Annotated in this window: 10 protein-coding genes and 1 tRNA gene; 5 read left to right on the forward strand and 6 right to left on the reverse strand. The window is 67.3% G+C overall.

Annotated elements, in window-relative coordinates:
* Positions 1–304: 304 nt before the first annotated feature.
* The 3 genes from R2J76_RS02970 to murJ form a co-directional block, all read right to left on the reverse strand.
* A complete protein-coding gene (locus tag R2J76_RS02970; RefSeq protein WP_316414294.1) occupies positions 305–3130 on the reverse strand; it encodes a PAS domain S-box protein in 2826 nt (941 codons plus the stop codon).
* A gap of 82 nt (positions 3131–3212) precedes the next feature.
* Positions 3213–4340, reverse strand: a complete 1128-nt coding sequence (locus R2J76_RS02975; RefSeq protein ID WP_316414295.1) for a DegT/DnrJ/EryC1/StrS family aminotransferase — start codon at positions 4338–4340, stop codon at positions 3213–3215.
* Between the two features lie 67 nt (positions 4341–4407).
* Positions 4408–6120 (reverse strand): murein biosynthesis integral membrane protein MurJ, encoded by a 1713-nt coding sequence (gene murJ, locus R2J76_RS02980; RefSeq protein ID WP_316414296.1) that lies wholly within the window; start codon positions 6118–6120, stop codon positions 4408–4410.
* A gap of 132 nt (positions 6121–6252) precedes the next feature.
* On the opposite strand from murJ, the gene R2J76_RS02985 reads away from it, so the two are divergent.
* The 5 genes from R2J76_RS02985 (at position 6253) to R2J76_RS03005 (ending at position 10825) form a co-directional block, all read left to right on the forward strand.
* Positions 6253–7689 carry a diguanylate cyclase domain-containing protein gene (locus tag R2J76_RS02985; protein WP_316414297.1) on the forward strand — a complete coding sequence of 479 codons (1437 nt, stop codon included), beginning with the start codon at positions 6253–6255 and terminating at the stop codon, positions 7687–7689.
* A gap of 7 nt (positions 7690–7696) precedes the next feature.
* Entirely contained in the window at positions 7697–8407 is a 711-nt protein-coding gene (mtgA, locus tag R2J76_RS02990) for a monofunctional biosynthetic peptidoglycan transglycosylase (RefSeq protein WP_316414298.1), read from the forward strand.
* Positions 8408–8411: 4 nt separating this feature from the next.
* Complete coding sequence (gene hypA / locus R2J76_RS02995) at positions 8412–8753, forward strand: hydrogenase maturation nickel metallochaperone HypA (protein ID WP_316414299.1); 342 nt, start codon at positions 8412–8414, stop codon at positions 8751–8753.
* A gap of 5 nt (positions 8754–8758) precedes the next feature.
* Positions 8759–9634 carry a DMT family transporter gene (locus R2J76_RS03000; protein ID WP_316414300.1) on the forward strand — a complete coding sequence of 292 codons (876 nt, stop codon included), beginning with the start codon at positions 8759–8761 and terminating at the stop codon, positions 9632–9634.
* Between the two features lie 66 nt (positions 9635–9700).
* Positions 9701–10825: a PQQ-binding-like beta-propeller repeat protein gene (locus R2J76_RS03005; protein ID WP_316414301.1), complete on the forward strand. Its 1125-nt coding sequence runs from the start codon at positions 9701–9703 to the stop codon at positions 10823–10825.
* A gap of 304 nt (positions 10826–11129) precedes the next feature.
* Here the strand turns inward: R2J76_RS03005 and R2J76_RS03010 are convergent, their stop codons facing one another.
* From R2J76_RS03010 to R2J76_RS03020, 3 genes are all read right to left on the reverse strand, one after another.
* A complete protein-coding gene (locus tag R2J76_RS03010) occupies positions 11130–12290 on the reverse strand; it encodes a M29 family metallopeptidase (RefSeq protein WP_316414302.1) in 1161 nt (386 codons plus the stop codon).
* A gap of 75 nt (positions 12291–12365) precedes the next feature.
* Complete coding sequence (locus tag R2J76_RS03015; RefSeq protein WP_316414303.1) at positions 12366–13307, reverse strand: hypothetical protein; 942 nt, start codon at positions 13305–13307, stop codon at positions 12366–12368.
* An 811-nt stretch (positions 13308–14118) separates the two neighbouring features.
* Positions 14119–14193: transfer RNA gene (locus tag R2J76_RS03020), tRNA-Thr, on the reverse strand.
* Between the last annotated feature and the right edge of the window lie 69 nt (positions 14194–14262).

Consider the following 14262-nt stretch of genomic DNA (forward strand, 5'->3'; position numbering starts at 1 on the left):
TCATCCGGGAACGGGCTGGGTTCGAAACCCCATCCCCTTCATCCTGTTCATCGATTTCATCCCTGTTCCCGCAGGGCCAGCGATGGGGTGGGGCGGCGCGTCGTTGATCCGCATGCGCCGACCCATTCCTGGCCTGGCCCTGCGGGAACGGGGATGAAGACGGATGAACAGGATGAAGGGGATGAAAGAGGGGGCTGCAAAGGCGTCCGCGAATTCGCCAGGTGATTCCCGGCGAAATGCCCGATCAAGAATCCGCGGGATTGGACCTTCGCTGGCGTGAGACGGGGTGGGTCGGAGCCTTGGGCTAGGCCAGCGCCGCGAGCAGATCTCCCAGTTCCCGGCGGTCCAGGGGCTTCTGGAGGAACCCCGCGATCCCCTCCCCGAGCAGGTCGCCCACGTCCGCGTTCCGGGGGAAGCCGCTGACCAGCACGATGGGCACGCCGGGGTCGATGGCCCGCAGGGCGGCGGCCACCTTCGCCCCGGAGGATCCGGGCAGGACCATGTCCAGGATCACGGCCCGGAGGCCCCGGTGGTGGGCGGCGAAGTGGGCCAGGGCGCCCTCGGCGTCGGCCACGGCGTGGACCTCGTAGCCCAGCGACTCGATGGCCATGGTGGTGGCGGTGCGCACCAGGTCCTCGTCCTCCACCACCAGCACCCGGCCCGTGCCCGTGGGCAGGGGGCCCGCGGCGGCGGGGCCGGCCTGGCGGACTCCGGCGTGGGCCAGGGGCAGGTACAGGTGGAAGACGGTGCCCTTGCCCTCCCGGGATTCCACCGTGACCGCGCCCTTGTGCGAGACCATCGTCCCGAAGACCGCCGCCAGGCCCAGGCCGGTGCCCTTGTTCACTTCCTTGGTGGTGAAGAAGGGGTCGAAGATCTGCCCCAGGTTGGCTTCGGGAATGCCGCAGCCCTGGTCGGCCACGCTCACGTGCAGGTGTTCCCCCGGCTCCAGGCGGAACCCGCCCTGGGCACAGGCGTCGCCCCGGATGGCCACCGTCTCGGTGGCGAAGGTGAGCAGGCCGCCCTCGGGCATGGCGTCCCTGGCATTGACGCCCAGGTTCAGGAGCGCGCTCTGGATCTGGGTGGGATCCCCCACCACCGTGGCGTCGGCGGCCAGCAGGCGCTGCTCGATGACGATGCGGCGGTCGATGGTGCGTTCCAGGAGCGTCACGGCCTCCTGGAGGATCTGGTGGACGTCCGTGGGCGTGGAGAGGATCTTGCCTTTGCGGGCGAAGGCCAGCAGCTGGCGGGTGAGCTGCCCCGCGCGGTCCGCCGCGGCCATGATGGTGGAGGCCAGGCGCCCCGGGCGCTCCCCCTGGACCTCCTCGTGGAGGAGCTCCGCCGCGGACCGGATGGCCGAAAGCATGTTGTTGAAATCGTGGGCGACGCCCCCGGCCAGCTGCCCGAGGGCATCCATTTTCTGGGCCTGGTGGAGCTTGATTTCCATCTCCCGGATGGCCGTGAGATCCCGGACGATGACCATCAGCAGGTCGTTCTCCTGGTGCCGGAACCGGGTCACCGTGAGCTCGCTGTCGAACAGGGACCCGTCCGCGCGCTGGCACTGCCACCCGATCCGCTGGGCGGTGCCGGTCTGGGCCGCCGCGGCCAGGCGCTCCCCGTGGTCCCGGGAATGGCTGCCATCCGGCTGGCGCACCGGCGCCAGGACCCACGGCGGCGCCGCGGCCTGGAACATGGTCACATAGCGCGGGTTGGCATCGATGACCTCGTCCCCGCGCAGGACGGCCACCGCGGCGGGCACCGCCTCGAACAGGGTGCGGAAGTAGGCCTCGCTCCCCTTCAGGGCCTCCTGGGCCTCCTCGGCCTCGGTGACGTCGTACACGATGCCCACCATGCGGATGACGCGGCCGGAGGGGTCCCTGAGGCTGCGGGCGGCCACCCGCAGGTGGCGCACGGAGCCGTCCGGCCACCGGACGCGGAACTGGTTCACGTGGAGCTCCTCCTTGCCCAGCGCGGCCTCGAAGTCCCGGCGCACCCGCTCCTGGTCCCTGGCATCCACCTGATCGAACCAGTTCCAGCCCGGGGAGGGGAGGTCCTCCCTGCGCAGGCCCAGGAGCCGGTACAGGCTGTCGTCCCAGTGGAGTTGGGACTTGACCAGGTCCCAGTCGAAGATCCCGATGCCCGCGCCCTGGCCCGCGATGGCCAGCCGCTCCTGGAGCAGGAAGGCGGATTCGGCGGAATCCCGGTTCCGTTTCTGGAGCACCAGGATGCCCGCGCACCCCGCCACCAGGAGGCAGGCCACGGCGGCGTTGATCTTCAGGTCCCGGTGCCACTGGGCCAGGGCGCGGGCCTTGGCGAAGCCGGCCACGGTGTAGAGGCTGGTGCCGGGCACCTGCCACCCGGCCCAGATCTGCGGGTCCGGCTCGCCCATGGCCACGCCCTCGAAGGTGATGGGGCCCTTCCAGATGGAATCCATCCGCGGCTCCACCACGCGGGTGCCGATGGGTCCCGCAGGGGAACGCGCGATGAGCTGGTGGTCCATGGCGTGCAGGGCCAGGACCCACTGGGACTGGTCCACCGCCACCATGACCGAGCCCAGGGTCTCGGTGTCCAGCGTCGCGAAGACAATGCCCGCGAACCGCCCGTCGGCGGTGGCGATGCGCCGGTTGGGGTGGATGCCCCAGCGATGGGTGTGGCGGCCCAGCACCGGGTCCGAGACCCGCAGCTCGTCGGAAATGGCGTCCCGCTGCTCCTGGAAGTAGGGCCGGTCCGCGATGTTCACCGTCGGCAGGGGATCCACCGTGGAGAACACGTAGCGGCCATCCGGGCCAACAACATGCAACAACAGCACCTGCGGGATCTTCGCCGCCTGGTGGCGGAGGAAGATCCGCATGTCCGCTTCGCGTTTGGGCGTGAGGCCGGCGGGTCCCCGGAGCAGGTCCTCGGCCACCACGTGCTCCCGCACATCCTGGAGAATGAGATCCACTTCCTTCAGGATCTCCTGCACCCGGTGCGCGGTGGCCTGCGCCCGGTTCGCGGCGCGGGTGGTGATGATCTCCAGGGCCCGCTGGCGGCTCTCCATGAGCATCCAGGTCTGGAACCCCAGGGCCAGGAGCATGGTGACCACGACCGTGATGGTCAGGCTGTTGAGCCAGGCTGGGCGGCGGATCTTCACGGAGTTCCCTTGAAACCAGGGGAGCGGAGGCTCCCCAGGGTTCAATGATTTATTCGGAAAGCACCCCTGGAATCTTGAGTAATTAGCCCTTCTTGAAGAAGGACAGGAGGCCCTGGGCCACTTCCTCCAGCATCGCCGGGGTCATTTCGGGGTAGACGGGCAGGCTCAGCACTTCCTGGCTGGCCAGCTCGGATTCCGCCAGGCGGCCCTTCTTGTAGCCCAGGTAGGCGAAGCAGGGCTGTTCGTGGAGGCAGATGGGGTAGTAGACGGCGCAGCCGATGCCCAGGCCCCGCAGGTGGGCCATGAGGGCGTCCCGGCGGCCGCCTTTCACACGAATGGTGAATTGATTATAGATGTGCCGGCCGTTGGGCACCTTCTCCAGGGGCAGGACCATCTGATCGGGGGTGATGGCGGCCAGGCGCTCGATGTACCACTGGGCGTGCCGGCGGCGCCCCTCGTGCCAGCCCTCCAGCATGGGCAGCTTGGCCCGGAGCACCAGGCCCTGGAATTCGTCGATGCGCCCGTTCATGCCGATCTCGTGGTGGACGTACACCGGCTCCATGCCGTGGACCCGCAGGCGCCGGACCTTGGCGGCCAGGGCCTCGTCGTCCTTGATGAGGGTCATGCCCGCGTCCCCGAAGGCCCCGAGGTTCTTGGTGGGGTAGAAGCTGCACCCCGTCATCTGGCCGAACTGGCCCGCGCTGAGGCCCCAGCCCTTGGCGCCCAGGGACTGGCAGGCGTCCTCCAGCACGGGGATACCGTGCTTGTTGGCCACGGCCATGATGGCGGGCATCTCGGCCAGCTGGCCGAAGAGGTGCACCGGGATGATGGCCTTGGTGCGGGGGGTGATGGCCGCCTCCACCAGGGCGCCGGTGACGTTGAAGGTCTCCGGGTCCAGGTCGATGAACACCGGCGTGGCCCCCAGGCGGGACACGACCCCGGCGGTGGCGAAGAAGGTGAAGGAGGGGAGGATCACCTCGTCCCCGTGCTTGATGTCCAGGGCCATGAGCGCCACCAGCAGCGCGTCGGTGCCGCTGGACATGCCCACCGCGTACCGGGCGCCGGAATACTCGGCCAGTTCGGCCTCCAGCCCCTTGACGTTCTCGCCCAGGACGAAGCTGGAGCGGTCGATGATGCTGGACAGGCCCTGGAGGATCTTCTCCTTGACCGAAGCGTTCTGGGGCGCGAGCTCGAGCATGGGCACGGACATGAAAACTCCTCTGGATTCCTAGATTATGCCAGTGCCCGCCCCCGCCCGCACCCCATTGGGGTCCGCGTCACGTTTTCCGCCCCAGTTTGCGCTTCACCAGGCCGGCCACGGACGCGGCCTCGGGAACCCGGAACAGCAGCAGGAGCGCGAAATAGGCCAGGGCGCACAGGGCGATGAGGGGGAAGAGCCGCGCGCTGGTGCCCAGGAGGCCGTGGAAGCTCCCCAGGCCCAGGAGCCGTCCCCCCTCCCAGGCCAGGAGGCCCATGAGCCCGGAGGCCAGGGCCATGGGCAGCCACCCCCCCGCCACCTCCCGCACCGGCAGGCTCGGCATGCGCCGGCGCAGGCCCCCGGCCATGAAGCCCAGGCCCGCCATGCTGGCGAGGCCGTTGGCCAGGGCGATGCCCCCGGTGCCCAGGGGCCTCATGAGGACGAAGGACAGGACGATGTTCACGGCCATGCCCAGCAGCGCCGCGTAGGCCGGGCGCCGGTAGTCCTTCAGGGCGTAGAGGCACTGGGCGGTGATGCGGCCCGTGGCCACGAAGAGGATGCCCACGGCCTGGAAGGCCAGGGTGGTGGCGGTCCATTCCACGTCCCGGGCCGAATAGCGCCCCGTCTGGAAGATCAGGGCGATGATGGGCCGGGCCAGGACCGCCATGCCCACCGCCCCGGGGATGGCCAGCACCGCCGTCCCCCGCAGGGCCGAGGCCAGGCTCGCCTTCAGGCCCGGGGCGTCCCCGGCCTCCACCAGCCGGCTCATGGCCGGCAGGCTCACCGTGGCCACGCTGGCGGCGAAGACCCCCAGCACCATCTCCCCCATCATGTTCGAATTGAAGAGCACCGCCTGGGCCCCCACGGCCAGCTGCGAGGCCAGGGTGGTGGAGATGAGGACGTTGATGGGGTGGATTCCCGTGCCCAGGAGCCCCGGCGCCATGCGCTTGAGGGCGGTGCGCACCCCGGGGTCCTTGAGGTGGAGGCCCCAGCTCACCCCGTAGCCCAGGCCCCGGAAGGCCGGCCAGAGCAGGAACAGCTGCACGACGCCCCCCGCGAGGACCGCCACGGCCATGACCAGGGCGGCCTGCTCCGGTCCGCGCCAGGCCCGGGGCCCCAGGGAGAGGCAGGCCAGGGTGAAGCCGATGAAGACCAGGTTCCAGAAGGTGGAGACCGAAGCCGGCAGTCCGAATCGCCCCTTGAGGTTCAGCACCGCCGAAAGCCCGGCGGTGACGCTCACCAGGGCCAGGTAGGGGAACATGATGCGGGCCAGGGTGGTGGTGAGCAGGAATTCCTCCGGCCCCGGCCGCAGGCCCCTGAGGATCTCCCACAGCACCGCGGCCTGCTGGCCCCAGCCCGCCCCCGGCGCGAGCCTGCCCATCACCTGGAGCCCCGCCAGCAGCCCCATGGCGGGGATGGCGACGGCGCAAAGGCCCGCCAGGACCAGGGCCAGCGTGCCCAGGAACCGCGCCACCATCTCCTTCGCGGCCTCCTCGCCCCGGCTTCCCTCCACCTCGCCCACGGTGGGCAGGAAGGCCGAGGTCATCGTCCCCTCCGCCGTGAACCGGCGCAGGAGGTTGGGGATGCGGAAGGCCACCAGGAACGCGTCGGCCGCGGGCCCCGCCCCCAGGTAGTACGCCACCACCCGGCTCTGGAGCATGCCGGTGATGCGCGAAAGCAGCGTGAGGGCCCCCACGACCCCGGCGGACCGGAGCATGGAGGAGCCCGGTTTCCCGGTCTTGGCGTGGGGCGGGGTGATGGGGGGCTCCTTGGATGGGAGGGGACGGACCACTTTAGCAAATCGCCGGAAGGGCGAAGGGGGCCTGGAAGGCTCCAAATAATAAATATTTAATTGCAAATCTTGGACGCGGCCCTAAATTTCAAGCCTTGGCCTCCTGTTTCCAATATTTGAGATGAACACACAATGACAAACCCCAACCCCGAGGAGGAAATCCACCCGCCGGATCCCGGGGGGCCCCTGGAGGGTCCCGTGGTGGCGGCGTTCCTGAAGGCCACGGGCTGCCACGCCCTCCTCCTGGACCGGGACATGCGCGTCCTGAGCTTCAGCCCGGGCGCCCCCGGGGCGCTGGGCCTGGACCCGGGGCCCGGGGGCATCGACATCCTGCCGCTCCTGGTTCGCGATGGGGACGGCCTCCCGGACTTCCTCCCCTGCGGCCCGCCCCTGCCCATCGGGGGCGGCCGGCACCTGTGGGTGTACCGGGACGCGCGCGGCCGCGAGCGCAGCGAGGGACTGGAGATGGCCCGCCTGGGCGAGGTCCTGTCGGCCCTCACCCATCGCCCCCCCGGGACCCGCCATGCTCCCGAACTGTGGGAGAAGGCCCTGGCCCTCTACCGGGAGGTGGGGGTCCCGGGCATGGACTTCGAGCCCCCCCGGGAGGTTCCGGGGGCCCGGGCCCAGGAAGGGGAGGCGCTTCCCGCCGGGCCCGACCCCGGCCCCGCCCCGGGGCAGGCCCCCACGGTGCTGGTGGTGGATGATTCCCCCGTGATCCGCAGGCTCCTGGCCGCCATCCTGGGCCGGGAATTCCGGGTGACCGCCGCCGGGGACGGCGAAACGGCCCTGGCCCTGGCCCGGGCGGCCCAGCCGGACCTGATCCTCCTGGACGCGGTCATGCCCGGCCTGGACGGCTTCGGGGTCTGCGCGCGCCTCAAGGCCGACGGCCGCACCGGGGAGATCCCGGTGCTCTTCCTCACCGCCCTCCAGGGGGAACGGGACGAGATCCGGGCCCTGGAGGCCGGCGCCATCGACTTCATCCACAAGCCCATCAACGGAGCCACGGTGCTGGCGCGGGTGCGCAACCACGTCGAGCTGAAACGGTCCAAGGACCGGCTTCAGGAACTGGCCGTGCAGGACAGCCTCACCTCCCTGTCCAACCGGCGCCAATTCGACGGGGTGCTGGCCCGGGAGTGGCAGCGCTGCCGCCGGGAAGGGTGCGCCCTCGCCCTGATCATGGGCGACGTGGACTGCTTCAAGAACTACAACGACACCTACGGCCACGTGGCGGGGGACGCCTGCCTGAGGGCGGTGGCCGGAACCTTCGCTGCGGCCCTGCGCCGCCCCGCGGACCTGGCGGCCCGGTACGGGGGCGAGGAATTCGTGTGCCTCCTCCCCGACACCGACGAAGAGGGGGCCCGGGCCGTGGCGGACCAGATCACCGCGGCCCTGGCGGACCTGGCCCTTCCCCACGCGCGTTCGGACGTCTCCACCCGGGTGACCGTGAGCCTGGGCGTGGCGGCCCTGTGGCCCTCCCGGGGAGGCCTGCCCGGCAGTCTGGTGGAGGCGGCGGATCGGCGGATGTACGCCGCCAAGCACGGGGCCAAGGAGCGCCATCTTCGGGCATAATTGCTCCATGAAGAAACGACCCCTGTGGAAGCGCCTCCTGCGCTGGCTGGGCCTCGGCCTCCTGGTGTGCGTCGGCGGCAGCATCGCCGCGGTGATCCTTTTCCGCTTCGTGCCGGTGCCCGGATCGGCGCTCATGGCCGAACGGCGGATCCTCGCCCTGGGGAGGGAGAAGCCCTACCACCCCCGCCACCAGTGGGTCCCCCTGGAGGACATCGCCCCCGCCATGGGCGTGGCCGTCATCGCGGCGGAGGACCAGAACTTTCCCGATCACTTCGGCTTCGACTGGAAGGCCATCGAGAAGGCCGTGGCCCACAACGAGCACAGCCGCCGCAAGCGGGGCGCGTCCACGGTCAGCCAGCAGACCGCCAAGAACCTCTTCCTGTGGGAGAGCCGTTCCTGGGTGCGCAAGGGCTTCGAGGTCTACTTCACCCTCCTGCTGGAGGCGGGCTGGTCCAAGCGCCGGATCCTGGAGGTGTACCTCAATATCGTGGAGTTCGGCGACGGCATCTACGGGGTCGAGGCGGCGTCGTCCCGGTACTTCGGCAAGCACGCCAAGGCCCTCACGCCCTCCGAGGCGGCCCTGCTCGCCGCCGTGCTGCCCTCCCCCCTCAAGTACCGCGCCGACGCCCCCAGCGCCTACGTCCGGGGCCGCCAGGAATGGATCCTCAACCAGATGCGGATGCTGGGCGGAACCCAGGTCGTCAAGGCCCTGGGCTGACCCCATGCACGAGATGACCGTCATGGCCGGCCTGCTGGAGATCATCGAGGCCCAGGCCCGGCTGGAAGGCTTCACCCGCGTGGCGCGCGTGGTCCTGGAGATCGGCGCCCTTTCGGGGGTGGAGCCCGGGGCCCTGCGCTTCGCCTTCGACGTGGGCACCCGGGGCTCCGTGGCCGCGGGCGCGGAACTGGCCATGGAGGAGATCCCCTGCCTGGGACGCTGCCCCGGGTGCGGGGTCCAGTCGCCCCTGGCGGCCCCCTTCGATCCCTGTCCGGCCTGCGGGGGCGAACCCATGGAGATCCTCCGGGGCCGCGAGCTGCGGATCGTCGCGCTGGACGTGGAGTAGCCCCCGTGGCTCCCCGCGGCTCCCGCCCCATGCTGGCCCGCGCCGCCCTGGCGGGGTCCGCGGCCTGCTTCGGACTGATGGCGGTGCTGGCCCGCAAGCTGACGCAGCCCGCCATGGGGTTCACGCCGGGCCATCTCGCGGTGCTCCGCTTCCTGGTGGGCATCGTCCTGTGCCTGGCGCTTTTCGGCATCCGCCCGAAGCTCTACGCCCCCCGGGGCTACCGGGTGCTCATCTCCCGGGGCGTCACCGGCGGACTGGTGGTGGTGCTCTATTTCTACGCCCTGGCCCGCATTCCCGCGGGACAGGCGGGGATCCTCTACAACCTCTTCCCGGTCATGGCCACGGCCCTGTCGCTGCATTTCTTCCGGGAGCGCCCCACGGTGCACCTGCTCCTGGCGGTGCTCCTGGCCTCCGCGGGCGTGGTCCTGGTGCTGGGGCAGGGCCGGGTGGCCATCACCCTCGGCCGGGGGGAGCTCGCGGCCCTGGGGGCGGCCTTCTTCGCCGCCACCAGCGCCATCGCCATCCGCGCCGCCCGTCCCACCAACAACGCCACCACCATCTTCTTCTTCTTCAGCCTGGTGGGCCTGCCCGTGGTGGCCCCCTTCGCCCTGAGCCCCTGGCCCCGGGCGCCCCTGCCGTGGATGATGGGGATCCTCATGAGCTTCATGGCCTTCCTGGCCCAGCTGCTCATGGCCGAGGCCTACGGTTCCCTGTCCATTTCCGAGGCCGCCGTGTGGCTCCAGCTGACTCCCGTAGCCACCTACCTCCTGGCCCTCCCCCTCCTGGGGGAGCCCGTCACGGGCTTCGGCCTCGCGGGGGTGCTGCTCACCGTGGGAGGCGTGGCCTACGGCACGCTCCTGGGGAACCGGAGGCCCGGGTGATTCACGTCCAGGCCGCGGCGATTCGGCCTTAAGCCCGGCTTAAGATCCGGCTGCCAGTCTCTCACCATGAGACCCCTACTCCTTTCCATGGGCCTTGTTGCATCGATCGGATGCACGACGATCTCCAGCTTCAAGCCGAACCTCGTTCCCTCCCCGAGTCTCCTCTGGCAGTTCCGGACGGGATCCGACGTTTATTCCTCGCCGGCCCTGGGCAGGGACGGGACGATCTACTGCGGCTGCGACGACGGCTTCCTCTACGCCCTGACCCCGGAAGGCGGGCTGCTGTGGCGATTCCAAGCGGGAAGCGACATCTATTCCTCGCCGGCCCTGGCGGAGGATGGAACGATCTACTTCGGCACCAGGAAGGGTGTGTTCTGGGCCCTCCGCCCCGACGGCACCCCTCGATGGTCCCATCCCACCGGGGGGTGGATCTGGAGTTCACCCGCCATTGGAGCCGATGGCACCGTGTTCGTCGGGTCGAAGGACCGCGGGCTATACGCCTTCACCCCCGACGGCCGGGTCCGGTGGCGCCTGGAGACCCGGAGTTGGCTCCGGTCCTCACCGGCGCTGGCAAGGGACGGGATGCTCTATATCGGCTCCGACGAGGAAAAGGCCCTCCTGGCGGTGAACCCGGACGGCACCCTGAAGTGGCGCTTCGAAACGGGGGGCTCGATTCCAGGTTCGCCGGCCATCGGCCAGGACGGAACCATCCATGTGGGGTCCAATGATGGGTGCTGTTATGCCGTGAGGCCGGACGGAACCCTGAAGTGGAAGGTCCGGACCGGAGGGTGGGTCCGGTCCTCCCCGGCCATCGGCGGGGATGGCACGGTCTATGTGGGTTCCGCGGACCACCATCTCTACGCCATCGCGGCCGGCGGCGGGGTCAGGTGGCGCTTCCGCACCGGAAGCTGGATCAGGTCCTCTCCCTTGATCGCCCACGACGGAACGGTCTTCGTCGGCTCCGACGATGGCCACATCTACGCCATCGGGCCGGATGGCTCGCTTATGGGGAGATACGGCGCCACGGATGCCATCTATTCGTCGCCTGCCCTGGATCCCCGGGGCGTCCTCTACTTCGGCACCGACGACAATCGCATCCATGCGCTCCGGGTGGGGTCCGTCAGGCTCGCGGATTCCCCGTGGCCCAAATTCCGGTGCGGGGCAGGCAATGGGGGTAGGCGGGTTCCCTGACAAAAGGCAAACGTGGTCTGGTTGAAGGTGGGACCGGCATGGCCATGGCGGTTCGGCAAGACCTTGGAAAGGATCAAACGCTGGGGCGCAGAGGACTCGCTGGGGCGCTGGGAAAAGAAGACGAATCTTGGGAAGCCATTCCCCCCCAGCGCCTCTGCGAGTCCTCTGCGCCCCAGCGTTTGATTTTTTTGCCAGGTTTTCGTGGCGCAACCCGTACGTGCGCAGCCAGAGCGCCTTCCTTGAACGCACCCTTCTCCGAGCCGATCGGCAATAGTCCACACCTGCCCCGGATTCCAAACAGCCCTTATCTCCGGAAAAGCCCTTCGACGTATTCCCCTTCGCACATCAGAGGGAAAGCCGGTCCGTCCTCCATCTCCAGGGTCACCTCCGCCACCGCAACGTCGGGCTGGGTCTCGGGGACGTAGACGCGGTCGATGTGCACCACGGCCTCGGGCCGGCTGAAGGCGTCCGGACCCACCTGGCCCCCGAAATGCTCGCTGCGCCCGAAGGCGATGTGCAGGCCCAGCTTTTCGTCCAGCAGCACCGTGCCCACGGGCTTGACCCCGAAGGCGGCCAGCACGCCCAGGCCCAGTTCGGCCAGGTTCCCGTAGGCCGGCTCCGCGGCCAGCAGCGCCGCCTCCCGCGCGGCCTCGGCGCCCCCGGGCGCCACGCCCACCGCCACGTTGCCCCGGATGTCGTAGCACACCACTTCGGCGCCGAACTGCACGGGCAGCGTGCCTTCGCTCCGGCTGGGCGCGCCCTCCAGCTCCCCTTCGTAGGGCACGATGTAGGCCTCGCCCGAGGGCAGGTTGCCGGCGGTGCCCGGCCGGGGCAGGAGCCCGCCGCTGGCGTGGGCGGCGCGGTGGCGCAGGTCCAGGTGGAGCCGGGCCTCGCCGCCCGGATGGCGGAAGCGCAGATCGGCCCCCGAGGCCCGGTCCAGCAGCCCCTTCAGGAGCTCCACCCGGCGGTTCACCTCCTGGTAGTCCAGGCGCAGGCTGGGAAGCATGGCCGCGGTGAAGCCCGGCATCGTGGCGGCCCGGATGGGGTGGAGGCGCGCCGCCACCTTCAGGGGCGCCGTGGCCGAGAAGGTGGTCAGGGCGATGAGGATGGAATGGCCCGCGTAGATCCCCGGGAAGGGCACCGAAGCCGCCGGGTCCAGGTCCCCGGCAACCTGGGGCACGGGGCCGCCGCCGTGGATCCAGGCCCGGGCGGGGAGATCGCCGTTGTTGGTGTGCACGTTGGGATACACCACCAGGCGCACCGGGAACCCCAGCTCCTCCCGGCGCCCCGCCAGGGCCTCCACCCACGCCGCCGCCAGGTCCCGCCGTTCCCGCCACTCCGCATGGTCAGGCACCTGCGCGTCCGGGAGGTCCACCAGCACCGCCAGCCCCCGCTCCCCGGGACCGGGCGCGAACACCCGGCGCACCAGCGCGATCAGTTCGTCCGTGGACATGCCTTGATTCATGGGTCTCTCCCTGGGCGCGGATGGTCAGGCGTTCAAGTTGTTCATAATCATGATGCTGCAAATCAGCCCGGAGAATCACCGGGCCAATGCGATCACATCCTCAAGGCTCGCAACTCCACCCCGGAATCCAATCAGCGGCCTTTCCAGGTTGGGGATGAAGCCCCGGTAGTTCATAAGGTCCTGCGAAAGAGAATTGCTGGACAAATCGAACGTCTTGAACGTGTCGATCCATGTCCCCTTCGCTTTTGAACCCTCCTTGCCCGGAAGGTAAACCCGGCACGAGATCAGCAGCTCCTCATCCCCGACCGGAGAAATCCACCCGATGGCAGGGCCATTGTTGACGGCTTCGGATCCGGTGCGAAGCTCCTCGTTTCTCAGTAGTTCAACAGTTTTGATTGTCTTCCTGTCGGTGTCGTAAATCAGGGTTCGGCCTGTGTATATCTCTGCAAATATGAAAAATTGTTTATTTTTCAGGGCGATGACTTTAAGCCTTTTGATTGCCTCGTAGAAATCCGGGACGTCCTTTGATTCCAATTCTTTAATGACCTTGACGAGTTTATTGCTTGTTGGATTGAAAAGGGCGGAGAAGGTTTTGATCGAAGCATCATAAATATATTGATTTCCGTCCTTTTTCTGCCAGTTGATTCCCCAAAGGAAAATGGCGTCTTCGTCAATTACTTCAAATTCGGAAAAAGATTCAATTTCAGGAGGGAAAGTAATTACAGTGCCAGGTATTTTTGCATTTCCCTGCATGGAAATTATTGGCTTTTTGTTGATTTTTTTGCCGTTGGATATCCAGACATACCTTTCACTAACCTTGGGTTTGGGAAAGCCGGGAAAGTCCATATCTTGGGTTTTGGTTAAAAAGCGTATGGATTCGCCCTCGATGGCATAGAAGGTTGACTGTCCATCCCAAAGCCGCTTGTCTCCATTGGAGAGGACGCATAGTTGCTGGGCACGAAGCGCTGAATTCGCGCTGAGAAGGCATATGGTTGAAAAGAGAATTTGTTTTAGCATTTAACGTACCGTACTTCTGTTGTTCTGGTTCTCTCGTTCCAGAAATAGCATTCCAGTCCCTTGTGGCCTAATTTAGAGATTGCCTTGCACCCGGTGCTTTTGCATTGAACACCCCCATCCGTGGTAATGGATGAGTCGCATTTGCTTCCATTTGGACATGCGCAGGATCCGCCCCCGCTGCCTGAGCACTCTATCCCTTCATTCGTTACATCACCTTCGTTGTATTCAGGATGTTGAATGCCGGAAGGATCATTTGCAAAGGCGGTTGTGGCCGAAAGTAGCCCTATCGCGGCCAAAAGGAAGGATGTTTGCACATTTTCTCCAGGAAGGAGGATGGGGATACCTTGGCGCACCCGGTGGACCAGGTCAAGGAGAAAGCCGACGCCGATGCCTTGGATTTCCAGTTGAATCGCAATATGGTCAAACACATTTCGGCCTCCATGCCTGCGTTCCCAAACTCCTGACGGATTTGCCGTGCCCCATCTGAGGCCCGGACGGCGACGGTTTTCCGTTCCGGGTCTCTGCGCGCCGGACGAGGCGAAAGCCCGGAATGGAGGATTCCGGGGCTTTGGGTTGGAGCCGCCTGTCGGATTTGAACAGATATTATATCCAAAAGATACATTTGTGTGTGTGACCAATTGGAAAGTTTTGATAACATTCTGCTTAGATACATGATTTCATTATGCAAACAGCCAAAGTTATACATACTTGCTGTGGGACTTGCTTAAGGCAGCCGGCGCCCTCCTCGGTTATGCCCCTCGCCGGTTCTTATCGGGTTAGAGCGATAGCTAACTCTGCTTGTCATAAGATTTGGAGCCGCAAGAGGGCTTTGAACCCCCGACCCCCTGTTTACAAGACAGGCGCTCTACCCCTGAGCTATTGCGGCGTTACCTTCGGCCGGAGGAAATTTCCGGAAGCGATAGTATCCGGCAAGGAGGGGAAGATTTCACCTGGA

The organism is Mesoterricola silvestris (assembly GCF_030295405.1).
Taxonomy (GTDB): Bacteria; Acidobacteriota; Holophagae; order Holophagales; family Holophagaceae; genus Mesoterricola; species Mesoterricola silvestris.

Bases quoted from the DNA above. Each gene is read 5' to 3' on its own strand.
- R2J76_RS02975 (WP_316414295.1), bottom strand. From the start codon at position 4,340: ATGTCCGTGCCCATGCTCGAGCTCGCGCCCCAGAACGCTTCGGTCAAG.
- R2J76_RS02985 (WP_316414297.1), top strand. From the start codon at position 6,253: ATGACAAACCCCAACCCCGAGGAGGAAATCCACCCGCCGGATCCCGGG.
- mtgA (WP_316414298.1), top strand. From the start codon at position 7,697: ATGAAGAAACGACCCCTGTGGAAGCGCCTCCTGCGCTGGCTGGGCCTC.
- hypA (WP_316414299.1), top strand. From the start codon at position 8,412: ATGCACGAGATGACCGTCATGGCCGGCCTGCTGGAGATCATCGAGGCC.
- R2J76_RS03005 (WP_316414301.1), top strand. From the start codon at position 9,701: ATGAGACCCCTACTCCTTTCCATGGGCCTTGTTGCATCGATCGGATGC.
- R2J76_RS03010 (WP_316414302.1), bottom strand. From the start codon at position 12,290: ATGAATCAAGGCATGTCCACGGACGAACTGATCGCGCTGGTGCGCCGG.
- R2J76_RS03015 (WP_316414303.1), bottom strand. From the start codon at position 13,307: ATGCTAAAACAAATTCTCTTTTCAACCATATGCCTTCTCAGCGCGAAT.